Origin of the sequence: Rossellomorea sp. GCM10028870, assembly GCF_042666755.1 — a bacterium.
Lineage (GTDB): Bacteria > Bacillota > Bacilli > Bacillales > Bacillaceae_B > Rossellomorea.
In genome coordinates this window covers 1,145,065-1,159,743 of record NZ_JBHTGN010000001.1, presented here as the reverse complement: position 1 = coordinate 1,159,743, position 14,679 = coordinate 1,145,065, and the positions used below count along the sequence as shown (strand labels likewise).

14 protein-coding genes are annotated in these 14,679 nt (G+C 41.7%); 13 read left to right on the top strand and 1 reads right to left on the bottom strand.

The window, feature by feature from the left end; translation table 11 throughout:
- Positions 1 to 4 precede the first annotated feature (4 nt).
- The 9 genes from ACFQWC_RS06075 (at position 5) to ACFQWC_RS06035 (ending at position 9,438) form a co-directional block, all read left to right on the top strand.
- Positions 5 to 937, top strand: a complete 933-nt coding sequence (locus ACFQWC_RS06075) for an ABC transporter permease (RefSeq protein ID WP_377106493.1) — start codon at positions 5 to 7, stop codon at positions 935 to 937.
- A complete protein-coding gene (locus ACFQWC_RS06070) occupies positions 937 to 1,890 on the top strand; it encodes an ABC transporter permease (protein WP_377106491.1) in 954 nt (317 codons plus the stop codon). The genes ACFQWC_RS06075 and ACFQWC_RS06070 overlap by 1 nt, the downstream gene beginning before the upstream one ends.
- Before the next feature lie 5 nt (positions 1,891 to 1,895).
- Complete coding sequence (locus ACFQWC_RS06065) at positions 1,896 to 2,909, top strand: ABC transporter ATP-binding protein (RefSeq protein WP_341356374.1); 1,014 nt, start codon at positions 1,896 to 1,898, stop codon at positions 2,907 to 2,909.
- 42 nt (positions 2,910 to 2,951) lie between these two features.
- The gene (locus ACFQWC_RS06060; RefSeq protein WP_377106488.1) at positions 2,952 to 4,577 is read left to right on the top strand and encodes a peptide ABC transporter substrate-binding protein; all 1,626 of its coding nucleotides are present in this window, start codon (positions 2,952 to 2,954) and stop codon (positions 4,575 to 4,577) included.
- Positions 4,578 to 4,664: 87 nt separating this feature from the next.
- Entirely contained in the window at positions 4,665 to 5,603 is a 939-nt protein-coding gene (locus tag ACFQWC_RS06055; protein ID WP_377106486.1) for a S66 peptidase family protein, read from the top strand.
- Positions 5,600 to 6,679: a mandelate racemase/muconate lactonizing enzyme family protein gene (locus ACFQWC_RS06050; protein ID WP_377106484.1), complete on the top strand. Its 1,080-nt coding sequence runs from the start codon at positions 5,600 to 5,602 to the stop codon at positions 6,677 to 6,679. Before ACFQWC_RS06055 ends, ACFQWC_RS06050 begins: the two co-directional genes overlap by 4 nt.
- A 22-nt stretch (positions 6,680 to 6,701) precedes the next feature.
- Positions 6,702 to 7,625 (top strand): C40 family peptidase, encoded by a 924-nt coding sequence (locus ACFQWC_RS06045; RefSeq protein ID WP_377106482.1) that lies wholly within the window; start codon positions 6,702 to 6,704, stop codon positions 7,623 to 7,625.
- A complete protein-coding gene (locus tag ACFQWC_RS06040; protein WP_377106480.1) occupies positions 7,622 to 8,626 on the top strand; it encodes an ABC transporter ATP-binding protein in 1,005 nt (334 codons plus the stop codon). Before ACFQWC_RS06045 ends, ACFQWC_RS06040 begins: the two co-directional genes overlap by 4 nt.
- A gap of 14 nt (positions 8,627 to 8,640) precedes the next feature.
- Positions 8,641 to 9,438 (top strand): serine hydrolase, encoded by a 798-nt coding sequence (locus ACFQWC_RS06035; RefSeq protein WP_377106478.1) that lies wholly within the window; start codon positions 8,641 to 8,643, stop codon positions 9,436 to 9,438.
- A gap of 95 nt (positions 9,439 to 9,533) precedes the next feature.
- On the opposite strand, the gene ACFQWC_RS06030 is transcribed toward ACFQWC_RS06035, so the two are convergent.
- The gene (locus ACFQWC_RS06030; RefSeq protein ID WP_377106476.1) at positions 9,534 to 10,358 is read right to left on the bottom strand and encodes an STAS domain-containing protein; all 825 of its coding nucleotides are present in this window, start codon (positions 10,356 to 10,358) and stop codon (positions 9,534 to 9,536) included.
- A 341-nt stretch (positions 10,359 to 10,699) separates the two neighbouring features.
- On the opposite strand from ACFQWC_RS06030, the gene ACFQWC_RS06025 reads away from it, so the two are divergent.
- From ACFQWC_RS06025 to ACFQWC_RS06010, 4 genes are all read left to right on the top strand, one after another.
- The gene (locus ACFQWC_RS06025) at positions 10,700 to 11,224 is read left to right on the top strand and encodes a helix-turn-helix domain-containing protein (protein ID WP_299736936.1); all 525 of its coding nucleotides are present in this window, start codon (positions 10,700 to 10,702) and stop codon (positions 11,222 to 11,224) included.
- 406 nt (positions 11,225 to 11,630) lie between these two features.
- Positions 11,631 to 11,942 carry a metal-sensitive transcriptional regulator gene (locus ACFQWC_RS06020; RefSeq protein ID WP_299739534.1) on the top strand — a complete coding sequence of 104 codons (312 nt, stop codon included), beginning with the start codon at positions 11,631 to 11,633 and terminating at the stop codon, positions 11,940 to 11,942.
- Between the two features lie 14 nt (positions 11,943 to 11,956).
- Positions 11,957 to 12,163, top strand: coding sequence for a copper chaperone CopZ (gene copZ / locus ACFQWC_RS06015; protein ID WP_377106474.1), 207 nt, complete (start codon positions 11,957 to 11,959; stop codon positions 12,161 to 12,163).
- Between the two features lie 73 nt (positions 12,164 to 12,236).
- Positions 12,237 to 14,654 (top strand): heavy metal translocating P-type ATPase, encoded by a 2,418-nt coding sequence (locus ACFQWC_RS06010; protein ID WP_377106472.1) that lies wholly within the window; start codon positions 12,237 to 12,239, stop codon positions 14,652 to 14,654.
- Positions 14,655 to 14,679 lie beyond the last annotated feature (25 nt).

Genomic DNA, 14,679 nt, shown 5'->3' with positions numbered 1-14,679 from the left:
ATCAATGGGTACATATTTGTTAAAAAGGCTACTGGCCATGGTAATTACGTTATGGCTGATTGTGACATTAACATTTTTCTTAATGCATGCCATACCAGGGTCACCGTTTAATGAAGAGCGAAATACAAGTGAGATAGTCCAGCAGAATTTAGAAGCTCATTATCATTTGAATGAACCGTTAATGGTCCAATATCTTCTCTATTTAAAGTCTCTTGTTTCTTTAGACTTTGGTCCATCTATTACACAGCCATCTCAAACCGTGAATGATTTGTTGGGCAGGGGATTTCCGATTTCCTTTGAATTAGGGATGATTACTCTCATAATCGCTGTGGTTTCCGGGGTCATTCTGGGGATATTGGCTGCCCTTAGACATAACGGAATAATCGATTATATGGCTATGACGTTTGCCGTACTTGGGATTTCCATTCCAAACTTTGTGATGGCCACGTTGCTTATTCAACAAGTGGCTGTAAACTGGGGAATACTTCCAGTAGCAACGTGGACGAGCTGGCGTCACATGGTTCTTCCGACCTTGGCATTAGCAACAGGGCCAATGGCGATCATTGCCCGTCTGACTCGTTCAAGCATGCTGGAAGTGTTAACCCAGGATTATATTCGAACAGCCCGTGCCAAAGGGTTGTCACCAATCAAGATTGTGTTTAAGCATGCATTGAGAAATGCCTTACTGCCGGTTGTAACCGTACTGGGTACTCTGGCAGCAGGAATATTAACTGGTACATTCGTGATTGAACAAATATTTGCGATTCCGGGAATGGGAAAGTATTTCGTGGAGAGCATTAATCAGCGTGATTATCCTGTCATTATGGGGACCACTGTATTTTATAGTGCATTTCTCATACTCATGCTGTTTTTAGTAGATTTAGCTTATGGTTTCCTTGATCCCCGTATTAAGTTACATAAGAAGGAGGCGAAATAATGGGAGTTCCAAATCACCAAGAGACAAACGTGACTCCAGACGTGCTGGATGAGTGGTTTACACCGAAGAAGAGAAATAAAGATGATGCGGAAGCGGTGGTCAGACCTAGTCTTTCCTATTGGCAGGATGCGTGGAAGCGTCTTGTGAAAAATAAGCTGGCAATGCTTGGCTTTGTTTTTTTAATAGGATTAATTGTGATGGCCGTCATTGGCCCCATTATTTCACCCCATGACGTAACGAAGCAAACACTTTCGAACCAAAACCTGCCGCCTTCCGGTGATCACTGGTTTGGTACTGACGATATGGGAAGAGATGTATTTACCCGTACGTGGTACGGTGCACGCATATCGTTGTTTGTAGGCTTTATGGCAGCACTCATTGATTTTGTTATCGGGATTGTATATGGGGGCATAGCAGGTTACAAGGGTGGTAAAACCGATAACGTTATGATGCGAATTGTAGAAATTCTATATGGATTACCTTACCTTTTAGTTGTGATTTTATTAATGGTCGTGATGGGGCCTGGCCTGCTCACAATTATCGTTGCATTAACCGTAACGGGCTGGATTGGTATGGCCCGGATTGTAAGGGGCCAGGTGCTCCAAATCAAAAACTATGAATTTATTCTTGCTTCTAAAACGTTTGGAACAAAGACGGCACGGATCATTCGTAAGAATCTACTGCCTAATACGATGGGACCTATTATCGTTCAGATGACACTGACTGTACCGAGTGCTATTTTTGCGGAAGCATTCCTAAGCTTCCTGGGATTGGGAATTCAAGCTCCGTATGCCAGTTGGGGAGTCATGGCTAATGACGGTTTATCTACGATTCTATCAGGCTATTGGTGGCGTTTATTCTTCCCGGCTTTATTTATTTCACTAACTATGTTTTCATTCAACGTTTTAGGTGACGGTCTACAAGATGCGCTTGATCCGAAGCTAAGGAGGTAATCATCATGAATCAAGTATTATCCGTACAAGATCTCCATGTACATTTCTCGACATATGGGGGAGAAGTCAAAGCGGTTCGGGGAGTGAGCTTTGATTTACATAAGGGGGAAACGCTTGCCATTGTCGGCGAATCCGGATGCGGAAAGAGTGTAACGTCTCAAAGCATTATGCGATTGATTCCTAACCCTCCAGGAAAGGTGACGAACGGAAAGATTCTATTCAAAGGAACAGACCTTTTGAACCTGACTGAGCCACAAATGAGAAAAATACGGGGCGCTGACATTTCCATGATCTTTCAGGACCCCATGACGGCTCTGAACCCGACCCTTACAATCGGGGAGCAAATTATAGAAGGAATCCTGCAGCATAACGATGTTTCCAAGAAACAGGCCAAACAAAGAGCGATTGAGATGCTGACACTAGTTAGTATTCCAAACCCGGAAGAACGATTAAAGCAATATCCCCATCAATTTAGTGGTGGGATGAGGCAGCGAATCGTTATTGCCATGTCACTCGTATGCGAACCAGACGTGTTAATAGCCGATGAGCCAACCACCGCTCTCGATGTTACCATTCAGGCGCAGATTTTGGAATTATTCAAAGAAATCCAGCAGAAAACAGGAGTCTCGATTATTTTGATTACCCATGACTTGGGTGTAGTAGCTCAAGTTGCTGATCGGATCGCCGTTATGTATGCCGGGAAAATTGTTGAGGAAGGAAGCAGAAGAGAGATTTTCTATCACCCTCAGCATCCGTATACACAAGGGTTGCTGAAATCAGTTCCAAGGCTTGACCTTGATGGGGAAGATCTGATTCCGATACCCGGTTCACCTCCTGATTTATTTTCACCGCCAACTGGATGTCCTTTCGTTCCAAGGTGTGAAAAAGCGATGGAAGTGTGCGACCGTGTGTATCCCATGAAAACGCAGCTATCAAACAGTCACCATGTCGACTGCTGGCTTCAGGATAAACGAGCCAAAAAAGCGATGCTTTCATCGATTAGCTTAACCATCAGCTAGGCTAATTGTTTGTTAGATAAATAAAATAAGAGGGGGAAGATCATGAAAAAGTTATTATCAATTTTTTTAGTGGGAATGCTCTTGTTTGTATTGGCAGCTTGTACAGCAACGAAGGATGCAGGCAGTGAGTCAAGCAATGGAGACAGCAAGAAAGAAAAGGCAGGAAAGGTGCTGAACCTTAACAATGGTGCTGAACCAACATCCTTTGATCCGCCAATAGGGTTTGATTCCTATTCATGGACAGCATTAAACAACTTGATGGAAGGGATGACGCGCTTAAACGCTAATCATGAACCCGAAGCGGCAATGGCAGAAAAATGGGACGTGTCTGAAGACGGAAAGGTATATACATTTCACATTCGTGATAATGCTAAATGGTCAAACGGGGATGATGTAACAGCTGGAGACTTCGTTTTTGCTTGGAAACGTCTGTTGAATCCGGAAACGGGATCACCGGCTGCCTTCTTGGGTTATTTCATTGAAGGTGGAGAAGCCTTCAATACAGGTACAGGTTCAGCAGATGAAGTGAAGGTAGCAGCGAAGGACGAGAAAACATTTGAGGTCACTCTAACTAGTCCACAAGCGTATTTCTTAAGCGTCATTGCGAATCCAGCGTTCTTCCCAATCAATGAGAAGGTTGCTACTGAAAATCCTGAGTGGTTTGCAGAAGCTGATACATTCGTTGCAAATGGCCCTTTTAAATTAACTGAATGGGAGCATGACAGCCACTTTGTTATGGAGAAGAACGATCAATATTGGGATAAAGATTCAGTGAAATTGGATAAAGTACACTGGGCAATGGTGAACGATACAAACACTGATTATCAATTATTCAAAACGGGTGAGCTGGATACTGCAGACGTACCGGCTGATTTAAGTAAACAGTTATTCGAAGAAGGGAAAGTGAATGTAGAGGATCAAGCAGGAACCTACTTCTACCGTTTCAATTTAGAAAAAGAACCTTTCCAAAATCAAAATATCCGTAAAGCATTCTCTATGGCGGTAGATCAACAGCAGATGGTCGACTTTGTAACAAAGAATAAGGAAAAAGCGGCTTACGGCTTCGTATCAAAAGGGTTCAAAGATCCTTCTGGAAAAGACTTCCGGGAAGCAAATGGAGATTTAGTGAAAACAGATATCGAAGAAGCGAAAGCCCTTCTGAAAAAAGGAATGGAAGAAGAAGGATACGATAAGCTTCCTGAAGTAACCTTAACGTACAGCACTAGTGATACACATCAGAAAATCGCTGAAGCCCTTCAACAAATGTTCAAGGAAAACTTGGAGGTTGACGTGAAATTAGCCAATATGGAATGGAACGTATTCCAGGATGAGCAAAAAGCATTGAAGTTCCAATTATCACGAAGCTCATTCCTGGCAGATTACGCAGACCCGATCAACTTCCTAGAGAACTTCCAAACTGGCCACTCTATGAACCGAACAGGCTGGAGTAACGAAAAGTTTGACAGCTTAATAAAAGAAGCCATGAATGAAGCGGATGAAGCGAAGCGCTTCGAATTAATGTATGAAGCAGAGAAAATCCTAATGGATGAAATGCCGATCATTCCAATTCACTTCTACAACCACGTGTACTTACAAAATGAAGATGTGTCCGGTATCGTTCGTCATCCAGTTGGATACATGGAATTAAAATGGGCAGACAAGAAATAAGTGCTTGAACTACTAGTGAGTGGAGAAGACGCAAGGCTATTTGAAGCCTTGCGTTTGCTCCCTCTTTTTCTACGAAAGGGGTAATGTATGGTGATAAAAGCTTCAAAACTCAAAGTAGGAGATACAATAGGAGTCATTGCTCCTGCAAGCCCTCCGAAACCTGAACCATTAAAAAAAGCCTTATCATTTCTTGAAGAATTAGGTTTGAAAATAAAACTGGGGAAATCTGTCCATAAGAAATATGGGTACCTGGCAGGTTATGATCAAGAGCGGATAGAAGATATACATATGATGTTCAAAGACAGTGACGTTAAAGCTGTCATTTGTGCATGTGGCGGTTTCGGTACAGGACGGATCGCATCCCGATTGGATTACAACTTGATAGGGGAAAACCCCAAGATCTTTTGGGGATATAGTGATATCACTTTTTTACATACAGCTATTCATCAACAAACTGGAATCGTGACATTTCATGGGCCCATGTTAAGTTCTGATATTGGCCTTTCGGATGTTCATAACTTAACGAAGAAGTCTTTTGAACAGTTGTTTCATGCGAAAGACATCGAGTATACAAACAAGCTATCCCCTTTAGAAACAGTTGTAGAAGGCATAGCAAGCGGTCCTGTAATCGGTGGGAACCTTACCTTATTAGTAAGCACATTAGGAACTCCTTTTGAAGTGGATACAAAAGGTAAGATTCTATTTATCGAGGATATTGATGAAGAACCTTATAAAGTGGACAGGATGATGAATCAGCTAAAGATGGCGGGGAAATTCCATGATGCATCTGGTATCATCATCGGGGATTTCAAAAACTGTGTGCCGGAAAAACGCGAACAATCCCTGACTCTCGATGAGGTGCTCAAAGAACATATTTCAGATGCAGGTAAGCCCGTACTAAAAGGATTTAAGATCGGACATTCCTCTCCAAGTATAGCCATCCCTATTGGGAGCATAGGAAGAATGAACACGTATGACCAAACATTCATAGTCGAAACGGGTATAAGGGAGGATGAGAATAAATGAAGATAAATCGAGTGGAAACATTCAGAACGGCCGTCCCTTTACATACCCCTTTTAAAACTGCTTTACGAACCGTTGAAGTGGCAGAAGCCATCGTCGTGAAAATAACGTGTGACGACGGGACAGTTGGATGGGGAGAAGCACCCCCGACAGTCGTGATTACAGGGGACAGCTTATCAAGCATTGAATGGGCCATACAACAAGTGATCAAGCCGGCCATCATAGATAAGAGTCTCTTAAATTATGAACAGCTTTTTCAACAATTACATTCATTACTTGTCCGGAATTCAAGCGCAAAGGCTGCTGTGGATATGGCCTTATATGATTGCCTTTCACAGTACTGCAATCTTCCACTCTATCAATTTCTTGGCGGGTACCGTCAAGAGCTGGAGACCGATTATACTGTGAGCGTTAATAGCCCAAAGGAAATGGGTGAGGATGCTGAAGCATATGTGAAGCAAGGATTTAACGTACTGAAGGTAAAAGTGGGAAAAGATGATATAGAGACAGATATTAAAAGAATTCATGAAATCCGTCAACGAATCGGGTACGATATCAAAATTCGACTGGATGCTAATCAAGGATGGGAATCGAAAGCTGCTGTCAAAGCGATTCGTAAAATGGAGGACCTTGATCTCAATATTGAATTAGTCGAACAGCCTGTACCTGCTCATGACATTGAAGGGCTGAAGAGAGTCACTGATGGAGTGGATACACTGATTATGGCAGATGAGAGTGTTTTTACTCCATATCAAGCATTTGAGGTGTTAAAAACCCGCAGTGCAGACCTGATCAATATCAAACTCATGAAAGCCGGGGGCATTTATTACGCTCAGAAAATTAACGATCTCGCGGAGGTTTGTGGTGTCGAATGTATGGTAGGGAGCATGATTGAAACGCGCCTCGGGATTACGGCCGCAGCTCATTTTGCAGCAAGCAAGAGAAACGTGACCCGATTTGATTTCGACGCCCCTCTTATGTTGGCAAAAGATATTGTCACGGGTGGCATTGAATATAACGGTCGGATGATCACATTGCCCACCCAACCCGGATTAGGGATAGAGAGAGTACTAGTTTAATTGAATACCAGGGGGAATTAATATGACGACAAAAGCACTAATAGCAGTACCCGTATCAACCGTATGGACATCTAAGGATTCAGCCCGTGATTTGGATTCACCAGCCATTTCCAATCCTGTTAAAATCAACGAATGGTTAGATTCCTTAACACATGAAACCCGGTTGGCTCTGTGCGATGAAAACCGTATACAATCTCAAGCATTATTCGGCCAAGAAGTATTGGTGATGGAAGAGAGTAACGGTTGGTCCCATGTGATCATTCCAGACCAAGCCTCATCAAAAGACAGTCGAGGATACCCCGGTTGGGTTCCAAGTGTTCAACTTTCACAAGGAGAGCTGCCTCAAACGGATACATATGCCATCGTCAAAAGCAAATTTACGGATTTAATCAATGGAAAGAACGAGATCGAGATGGAACTCAGTTTTCAAACGGTTTTACCCGTTGTGAAAGAGCATGATCACGTTATTGAAGTGGCCACTCCGATAGGCACACGCTTCGTAAAGCAGAAAGATGTATTCATCTCATCCACGAAGCTAAACGATCAAAAGGGGAGCGGCCAAGACATCGTCACTTCAGGAGAAGCCTTTCTTCATCTTCCTTATTTATGGGGAGGGATGACCAGCTATGGGTTTGATTGCTCAGGGTTCAGCTATACCATGTGCAAGGCAAATGGTTATCTGATTCCCCGTGATGCAAATGACCAGGCAAAAGAGGGAAAAGAAGTAGAACTGGATCAATTAGAGCCTGGTGATCTCTTATTTTTTGCATATGAAGAAGGTAAGGGAAGCATTCATCACGTTGGGATCTATCATGGTGACGGACAAATGATCCACTCTCCCAATACTGGGAAAACCATTGAAATTCTCTCACTGAAAGGAACCTACTACGAGAAAGAATTATGTATTGCAAGACGCTACTGGGGGGAAACGGAGGAATCATCATGACGAATCACAAACTATTAGAAGTAAAGGAATTGAAAAAATACTTTCAGCTTGAAAAAGGTAAAACCTTAAAGGCAGTAGACCGTATTTCATTTGATATTTATAAAGGTGAGACATTCGGATTAGTAGGGGAATCTGGTTGTGGGAAGTCGACTACAGGCCGTACAATCATCGGATTGTATGACAGGACAGAAGGAGAAGTCCTGTATGACGGGAAGAACGTTCATACACTCTCTGAAAAGGAAAAGCTATCCTTTTATCGAAACATGCAGATGATTTTTCAGGATCCATACGCTTCTCTTAACCCCCGTTCAACGGTGCGTGAAATTATTGCAGAACCGATGGAGGCCCATAATTTATACCGGGATAAAAAAGAACAGCTGGAACGTATTTATCAGCTGCTGGAAGATGTCGGACTGAATAGGGATCATGCTAATCGCTATCCCCACGAATTTAGTGGCGGACAGCGCCAGCGTATTGGCATAGCTCGGGCACTGGCCCTTAATCCAGACTTCATAATCGCCGATGAACCGATTTCTGCACTGGATGTTTCCGTACAAGCTCAGATCGTAAATCTATTGAAAAAACTTCAAAAAGAAAAGGGTCTGACATTTTTATTCATTGCTCATGATCTTTCCATGGTAAAGCATATTAGTAACCGTATCGGAGTGATGTATCTGGGACATATGGTTGAATTAACAGAGAGTAAAGAGCTTTATAAAAAGCCTCTTCACCCTTATACCCAAGCCTTACTTTCAGCTATCCCCATTCCTGATCCCGATGTAGAGGACGAGCGTGAACGAATGATCATTCAAGGGGAGATCCCCAGTCCGATCAATCCACCAAGTGGCTGTGTATTCAGGACCCGTTGTCCTGTAGCCATGGAAGCGTGCGCCAGCTATAAACCTCAATGGAAGGAAGTAGAAGAAAAGCACTATGTAGCTTGTCATCTGTATGACAATGAAATCACCAAGGATCATGACGAAGTAGCGGTCACAAAGTAAAGGATGAATAGTGGATGAATGAGAAATTATTAGAGGAAAGAATTCTGTGCGCTATAGATAAAAATATGGGCAGGGGCAGGGTCAGCGTAGTCATTGACCTTCCATCATACTCCATCCAAATCAATAATGAAACTCCTTATTCTGCTGCAAGCTTAATCAAGGTTCCGATCTTACTTGAAGGCTTTCGGCAGGCAGAGCAAGGTAAAATCGATTTAAATGATACGGTAATGGTCCCTAAAGAGGAGAGAGTGGGAGGGGCAGGAGTGTTGAAAACACTCTCCGAAAATATTTCTTTGACGGTAGAAGATCTCCTCACGCTCATGATCATTGTGTCGGATAACACCGCGACGAATCTCATTATCGACCGTCTTGGGTCAGATGCAATAAATAGCCTTTGTAACTCTATAGCATTAAAACACACTAAGCTTAGTCGGAAACTGATGGATTTTCAAGCAATGAAACAAGGCTATGACAACGTCACCTCTGCTTCTGATATCATCACTTGCTTACGTATACTGGATCAGGGGCAAATATTCAGTGAGCAAAGCCGGGAAAAAATGCTATATATATTGCATCAGCAGCAACTTGATACCAAGCTCCCTGCGAAAATGGATAAGGATAAAGTCTATATAGCAAACAAAACAGGTGAGTTACCTGGTGTTGAACATGATTGTGCCATTGTTCGGTGTGAAGAAAAAACTGCCTACATAGCTGTATTAATTGACGAACTTGGAGAAAACGAATCTGCTCGGGACACAATTGCGGAAATCGGGAAGCTTCTATATGATTATTTAACTAAACCTGATTTGTAAAAAAAGCAATGTCAGGCCAAATACGTTATCCTTTTTAGTTATTAAATGTCATCTCGTTCCATCTCGAAAAAAACATTATCCATAATAAAAGCATCCTAAATCAACAGGATGCTTTTTGTCTTTTGTAAATGTATAAGCGCCGTATGAAGACTGGCGAACGTCGGAATATGCTTAATGACGATACCCAGGTTGACCATTGTTTGAGCAATTTCAGGTCTGATGCCTGTTAAGATGGCTTGAATTCCTGCTAATTTGAGTGCCGCTACCACTTTGAAGAGTTGGTCTGCAACCATTGTATCCACAACCGATACTCCTGATAAATCAATAATTAGATAGCTCAGCCCCAATGCCGATCCTTGTGAAAGAGATCTTTCCATTAAATCCTTAGCACGGTCTGAGTTGATATCTCCTATAAGCGGCAAAATGGCAATCGTATCAGTCATCTTCACAATCGGGATCGATAGCTCGGAACTAATTGTTTCAGAAAGGGGGTGAGAATAGGCAGTCGTAAGGCGGTATATGGCTCGATCTACACCAGAATGAAAAACAGAAAGAAGTTCATAAAAGGATTCAATTGACAGCTCGCTCTTAATGGCGTCTGTTTTAATCATTTTCCCGATCTCATCCCGAAAATGGTGAAGATCTTCTATCGCTACCTCAAGGGATAGATCTAACTGCTTAAATAATGTACCAGATGAACATGCCCAGCTCTCAAGTGATCTTTGAATATCATGAGAACGCAGAGACTGGGCCAAGAGCTCAATCATTTCTCCTCTCCATTTCCGCAAAGATACATTTACAATATTCGGGTAAGAAGTGTCTTCGTTCGTTCTTTCTTGAATCAACTTCGCCTTTTCATCCACTATGTTGTTAATGAATTCAAGATACTTGTTTTCGTCATGAATTGCGTTCATCGACATATAATAACCTCCTACTAATGATCAAACCTGCGAGTTTCACGATTATGTAAATATATTTGGAAAATGATAGAGGAAACGCTGGATATTATGTTATGCTTTTTAATAAGGAGTACATAGGCAATGATACTAAATGAGGACGTATAGATTTCTTATGAAGAGGTCACTTTACGAATAAGAAGATTCACAACATGATGAAGATAAAAGCGTAGGTCATTTTAATACTTTCCTACCATTCTATTATATCGAATAAAACCATTTGGGAATGTTTCTGTTTAGCCACCCTCTAATAGAGTTTAACCATTGCTTTTCTGCCATTAAGGTTCAGAAAGGGGTATTGAGGATTGAATAAAAGAACTTGGCTTATTAAGTTAAGAAAAAGGAAGAAGATGACCCAACAGGAAGTGGCTTCGAAAGCTTTTATTGAAAGATCCTACTATGCTCAAATCGAGAACGGGATCCGTAAACCGAGCAGTGAGGTCACCGTCAAACTGGGAGAAGTGTTGGACTTTCACGCATCCAGCTTTAATCTTGAGGAAAATCCGTTCTCGATTGCCTTAAAGAATGCCCCTGTCGTGCTCGCTCATTGTGATACTCAATTACGCTATACCTGGATCTTCAATACTCCTGATTTAATTCCAGATGAACATATAGGAAAAACAGACGTTGAGCTAAATGATAATGAAGGAAATCGGTCATTAATGAGGTTGAAACAGGAGGTTCTGGACAAGAAGTCTCCCATCAATCGAGTAATCTCGATTTCGTTAACTACAGGAACAGTATCCTATCAGGTGTATGCCCACCCCTTATTAAACGAAGAGGGCACCATTATTGGTGTCGCAACAGCTTCTACGGAAATAAATACCTAGACCCCAACAGATGAGATCAACAAACATTTATAATATTTAGATACGAAAGGCGTCGATTCCATTGAGGATACGCGCTTTTTTATTTGGTGAAAATTCTTGGCTCTCTCTCTTCAGACTGGAATTCTCCAACTTTAACCTATAAGCTAAAGCGCATTCAACATCGGGAGGTTTTCTATAGTTATGAGCATATATACGTCATGGTGTAGAAGAATTTTCAGTGTTATGAAGGATTCCGATAGGGTGTTGCCTCTAGAATAAATCAATAATAAAGTATCAAATCATATTCCTTTACATACCATAATGGGGTATAGTATATTGTGGGTAAGGAGGTGGGAAGATGACCGCTGAAAAGAATGAAAAAGATTCTGAAATTAACCCATCCGTGATTCAAGAAGAAGAGCGTGTGATGGAGCATGCTACATGCTCATACGAAGGATTTCGGAAGAGTCATCACTCTGATAATGTTAAGAAAAACCTTGTGACGCGATTAAATCGTATTGAAGGTCAAATAAGAGGAATTAAAGGCTTGATTGAGCGCGATACGTATTGTGATGACGTTATTACGCAAATCTCCGCCACTCAATCTGCCCTTAACAGCGTAGCCAAAATCCTATTAGAAGGTCATATGAAGACATGTGTTCTCGACCGAATTCAAGAAGGTGACACAGAAGTATTAGATGAATTTATGATTACAATCCAAAAACTTATGAAAAAATAAAGGAGAGGTTACAGATGCAAAAAGAAACGTTAACAGTGGAAGGTATGTCTTGCGGACATTGCGTTAAAGTAATTGAAGGAAGTGTTGCTAAATTAGACGGTGTGAAATCGGTGCAAGTAAGTTTGGAAGAAAAGAAAGTAGAAGTTGAATTCGATGATTCACAAGTAAAACTTAATGAAATTAAAGAAACAATCGATGATCAGGGATATGATGTCGTGTAAAAATACTGTGCTTTCTCAGCACGGTTTTCTTTTACAGAAAAGCATACCCCGTATAGGTATGGAGGGTTGATAAATGGCTCAGCATAAAGAAACCAGTATAGATATAACAGGAATGACTTGCGCTGCTTGTGCGAATCGAATCGAAAAAGGATTAAATAAAATGGACGGTGTAGAAAACGCATCGGTTAACTTCGCGATGGAGAGAGCAGCGGTAAAATACAATCCAGAAGAAGTGAAACCAAGTGACCTTCAAAAAAGAATTCGGGATTTAGGTTATGACATACAACTTGAAAAAACCGAGTTTGATATTACCGGGATGACCTGCGCTGCTTGTTCTGCAAGAATCGAGAAAGTATTGAATAAGCAAGATGGTATACAGCATGCAACGGTTAATTTAGCCTTAGAAAAAGCAACCATTGAGTATGCCCCCGGGACTATCACTACAGATCAAATCATTAAAAAGGTTGATTCAATTGGCTACGGTGCAACAGTGAAAAATGATGAAAATCAAGAAGAACAAACCGATCATAAACTTCAAGAGATTCAGAAGCAAAAACGTAAGTTCATATGGTCACTATTGTTATCTTTGCCCCTATTGTGGTCAATGGTCAGTCATTTTGAATTTACATCATTCATTCCATTACCGGATATCTTAATGAACCCTTGGATGCAAATGGCTTTAGCAACACCTGTACAATTTATTATCGGGAAACAGTTTTATACAGGGGCTTATAAAGCATTAAAGAACAATAGTGCCAATATGGATGTATTGGTTGCACTTGGTACATCTGCTGCTTACTTTTACAGTGTGTTCCTTGCTTATCAGTCCATTGGATCCGGAATGCATATGGTTGAGTTATATTTTGAAACAAGTGCCATTTTAATCACACTCATTATTCTCGGAAAATTGTTTGAAGCCAAGGCGAAAGGTCGTTCTTCTGAAGCCATAAAGAAGCTTATGGGCCTTCAAGCGAAAACAGCAACGGTGGAAAGAGGCGGGAATGAAGTCGAAATTCCTTTAGAAGACGTTGTAGTTGGAGATATTGTATTCATCAAACCAGGTGAAAAAGTTCCTGTAGATGGAGAAGTCATCGAAGGTCGTTCAGCACTTGATGAATCGATGATTACAGGAGAAAGCGTTCCGGTGGATAAATCCATAGGTGATACATTAATCGGTGCCACAATGAATAAAAACGGATTCCTTAAAATGAAAGCTACAAAGGTAGGTAGGGATACAGCTCTGGCACAAATTATCAAAGTGGTGGAGGATGCTCAAGGTTCCAAGGCTCCTATTCAACGGTTAGCGGATACAATATCGGGAATATTTGTCCCTATTGTTGTAGGAATTGCAGTCCTTACATTTCTTGTCTGGTACATTTGGGTTGAACCAGGTAATTTTGCAGAAGCACTTGAAAAACTTATTGCCGTACTTGTGATTGCCTGTCCATGTGCCCTTGGATTAGCGACCCCGACTTCGATAATGGCAGGTTCCGGGCGTTCAGCTGAATTCGGGATCCTCTTTAAAGGCGGAGAACATTTGGAATCCACTCATGGAATTACAACCGTTATACTCGACAAAACGGGTACTGTTACAAATGGTGAACCGGTTTTAACAGATGTAAAAGTGGAGACTGGTTTTAATGAAGAGGATTTTCTAGCTTTGGTTGGAGCGGTGGAACGGTCTTCTGAGCATCCACTTGCTGTTTCAATTGTTAAAGGCATTAAAGAAAAAGGGATTACTTTATTAGGTAGTGAAGATTTTGATGCCATACCAGGCTATGGTGTAAAAGCTAAAGTAGAAGGTACAGAGGTGGTCATCGGTACCACAAAATTGATGGAACAAGAGGGTGTTCACACCGATTACGTATTAGAAACAAAACAAGCTCTTGAAACAGAAGGGAAGACGGTTATGCTCGTTGCTATTAATGGGAACTATGCGGGCCTTGTCGCGGTAGCGGACACTATAAAAGATACTTCGAAACTAGCCATTCAACGGTTAAAGGATATGGAGTTAGAAGTCATAATGATTACTGGTGACAATCAGCGAACCGCTGAAGCAATTGCAAAGAAAGCTGGAATTCAGTATGTAATTGCGGAAGTATTACCTGAAGGAAAAGCAAGGGAAGTTCAAAAACTGCAGAAGGAAGGAAAGAATGTCGCAATGGTAGGGGATGGAATTAATGATGCTCCTGCACTTGCCATGGCGGATATCGGAATGGCGATCGGTACAGGTACAGACGTTGCCATGGAAGCTGCCGATATCACACTAATCCGTGGCGACTTGAACAGTATCGCCGATGCTATCTTCATGAGTAAGAAAACCATTCGTAATATTAAACAAAACTTGTTCTGGGCGCTGGCTTATAACTCACTGGGCATCCCCATTGCCGCAATGGGATTCTTAGCACCATGGCTTGCCGGAGCTGCAATGGCATTTAGTTCAGTGTCGGTTGTATTGAATGCCCTGAGATTGCAGAGAGTGAAGCTGTAAATTTAAAAGAGATCAAAGGATTGAA

Bases quoted from the DNA above. Each gene is read 5' to 3' on its own strand.
- ACFQWC_RS06075 (WP_377106493.1), top strand. From the start codon at position 5: ATGGGTACATATTTGTTAAAAAGGCTACTGGCCATGGTAATTACGTTA.
- ACFQWC_RS06070 (WP_377106491.1), top strand. From the start codon at position 937: ATGGGAGTTCCAAATCACCAAGAGACAAACGTGACTCCAGACGTGCTG.
- ACFQWC_RS06045 (WP_377106482.1), top strand. From the start codon at position 6,702: ATGACGACAAAAGCACTAATAGCAGTACCCGTATCAACCGTATGGACA.
- ACFQWC_RS06030 (WP_377106476.1), bottom strand. From the start codon at position 10,358: ATGTCGATGAACGCAATTCATGACGAAAACAAGTATCTTGAATTCATT.
- ACFQWC_RS06050 (WP_377106484.1), top strand. From the start codon at position 5,600: ATGAAGATAAATCGAGTGGAAACATTCAGAACGGCCGTCCCTTTACAT.
- ACFQWC_RS06035 (WP_377106478.1), top strand. From the start codon at position 8,641: ATGAATGAGAAATTATTAGAGGAAAGAATTCTGTGCGCTATAGATAAA.
- ACFQWC_RS06040 (WP_377106480.1), top strand. From the start codon at position 7,622: ATGACGAATCACAAACTATTAGAAGTAAAGGAATTGAAAAAATACTTT.
- copZ (WP_377106474.1), top strand. From the start codon at position 11,957: ATGCAAAAAGAAACGTTAACAGTGGAAGGTATGTCTTGCGGACATTGC.
- ACFQWC_RS06060 (WP_377106488.1), top strand. From the start codon at position 2,952: ATGAAAAAGTTATTATCAATTTTTTTAGTGGGAATGCTCTTGTTTGTA.
- ACFQWC_RS06020 (WP_299739534.1), top strand. From the start codon at position 11,631: ATGGAGCATGCTACATGCTCATACGAAGGATTTCGGAAGAGTCATCAC.
- ACFQWC_RS06055 (WP_377106486.1), top strand. From the start codon at position 4,665: ATGGTGATAAAAGCTTCAAAACTCAAAGTAGGAGATACAATAGGAGTC.
- ACFQWC_RS06065 (WP_341356374.1), top strand. From the start codon at position 1,896: ATGAATCAAGTATTATCCGTACAAGATCTCCATGTACATTTCTCGACA.
- ACFQWC_RS06010 (WP_377106472.1), top strand. From the start codon at position 12,237: ATGGCTCAGCATAAAGAAACCAGTATAGATATAACAGGAATGACTTGC.